Raw genomic sequence first — 1,848 nt, forward strand, 5'->3', positions numbered from 1 at the left:
GGAACGAGCCCGGCAAGCGTAAGCGCAGACCGGTTGCCACTTGTGGCAAACTTATAAGGACGACCTCTGGTTGTCCATAAGTGCGCCCTTCATTCAAAGGCAATGAAGGGAATGGAAAAACCACTCCCTCCGCCATTACACTTCCTCCATATCTGTAAGTGGCTCTTTCTGCATCGCCTTTGAGAAAAACTTTCCGTTTGTTTCCTGCCTTTTTAAGAAGCCTATCAACTTTGGTAAATCTTCCTCCTCAATCGGACAGCCAAGAACCGATTCCACTGCGCCACCAATCTGACAGAGCCTGTGGGTTCGTTTTTTACTTTCCTCTGCTTTCTTTCGCTTTTCCAGTTCCTTCCGCTGTGCAATGAGCTTTTTTGTAGCTTCAATGCTTTCCTGTTCCTTTTTCTCTAATGCACGTATTCTTTCTTCATAAGTCTTTGTTGATTTCGCCATATCGTCTTCATCCTTTCTTTTTCCGATAAACAACAGTTCCCGGTTGCATATCAGGAGAAGCACATGGTATAATCCTCTTGCGTGTAGGTATATCATGGCTTCGGTCTGATAGAACCTTTGGCGGTTTCTTAGGAAGCCGCCTTTTTAAGTTGCCACATTTCTTGTGACAGCTTTTACATTTCCTTTATCCCTCAGATCACGCCCCTCGTTGGCTTCCATGAACTTTTCCAGAATGTCAGTTTTAATAAGGACTTTTCTTCCGACTTTTAATACCGGAAGCTTCTTCCATTCAACCAGCTTTCTCAAAGTGTTTCTGCCAATTCCTGTATAGTCGGCTGCTTCCTCGATGGATAATGCAATCTTTCTTTCCGTCATCTTGTCACCTCCTGTTAAATTGCATTATGCAATTTTTGTTGTGCTGTTAGTATAGCGGTTTTATATTGCGTTGTCAAGCGTTATGAAATTTTAAAAATAATCATTAAATTGCATATTGCAATTATGTGAGGTACATGCTATAATTCATACATACCGAAAAAGGAGGCAATCAGCATGAAAGATAAAGAACTACGCAAGCTGATAGGTAACAGGGCAAAACAGCGTCGTCTGGAATTAAATCTGACACAGCCTTATGTTGCAGAGAAGATGGGAGTTACCGCTTCCACAATCCTTCGTTATGAGAATGGTTCGATTGACAATACCAAAAAGATGGTGCTGGAAGGTCTTTCGGAAGCACTTCATGTATCTATTGAATGGCTCAAGGGGGAAACCGATGAATACGAAACCGATATTACGGATAAGAAAGAATTACAGATTCGTGATGCAATGGGCGATATTCTCAAACAGTTACCTCTCGACCTTAGTAAAAAGGAAGATGCTTTTTCCAAAGATTTACTGCTGTTGATGTTAAAGCAATATAACCTGTTTCTGGAATCATTCCAGTTTGCCTGCAAGAATTACAAGGGCAGCACAAATGAAGCTGATATTGCAAAAGTAATGGGGTTTGAATCGAATGATGAATATAACGAGATTATGTTTCTCCGGGAGATCACCCATACTGTTAATGCTTTTAATGACATGGCAGATATTGTAAGGCTCTATTCCAAGAAACCGGAAATGGCAGAACAAAGGCTTGAAAATCTTTTATCAGAAGTTTTGTATGAGGATTCCGATTCGGTATAGAACGACAACCGGAGTTATGATACAATGAGCACGAGCGAGTCAGGCTGTTTACAGATTTGACGAGCGGCGAATTGGCTTATGGACTTGTCCATAAGATGCCTACACGCAAGAAGCATTTCATCAGTTCCGATTGTCTGATATCGAAAGGAGACACACGATTATGGCAAAAGGATCTGTAAGAAAAAAAGGAAAGAAATGGTACTACCGCTTCTATGTAGA

Annotated in this window: 3 protein-coding genes; 1 reads left to right on the forward strand and 2 read right to left on the reverse strand. The window is 41.3% G+C overall.

Annotation, left to right across the window (positions count from 1 at the left end):
- Positions 1–135 precede the first annotated feature (135 nt).
- Both H8S17_RS15985 and H8S17_RS15990 read right to left on the reverse strand, forming a co-directional pair.
- Entirely contained in the window at positions 136–450 is a 315-nt protein-coding gene (locus H8S17_RS15985; protein ID WP_014080633.1) for a hypothetical protein, read from the reverse strand.
- Positions 451–594: 144 nt separating this feature from the next.
- Positions 595–825, reverse strand: a complete 231-nt coding sequence (locus H8S17_RS15990; protein WP_003505382.1) for a helix-turn-helix domain-containing protein — start codon at positions 823–825, stop codon at positions 595–597.
- A gap of 174 nt (positions 826–999) precedes the next feature.
- Here H8S17_RS15990 and H8S17_RS15995 point away from each other — a divergent pair, with 174 nt between their 5' ends.
- A complete protein-coding gene (locus H8S17_RS15995; protein ID WP_118563748.1) occupies positions 1,000–1,629 on the forward strand; it encodes a helix-turn-helix domain-containing protein in 630 nt (209 codons plus the stop codon).
- Positions 1,630–1,848: the final 219 nt, after the last annotated feature.

The sequence above is a fragment of the Roseburia zhanii genome (assembly GCF_014287635.1).
GTDB classification, from domain to species: domain Bacteria; phylum Bacillota; class Clostridia; order Lachnospirales; family Lachnospiraceae; genus Roseburia_B; species Roseburia_B zhanii.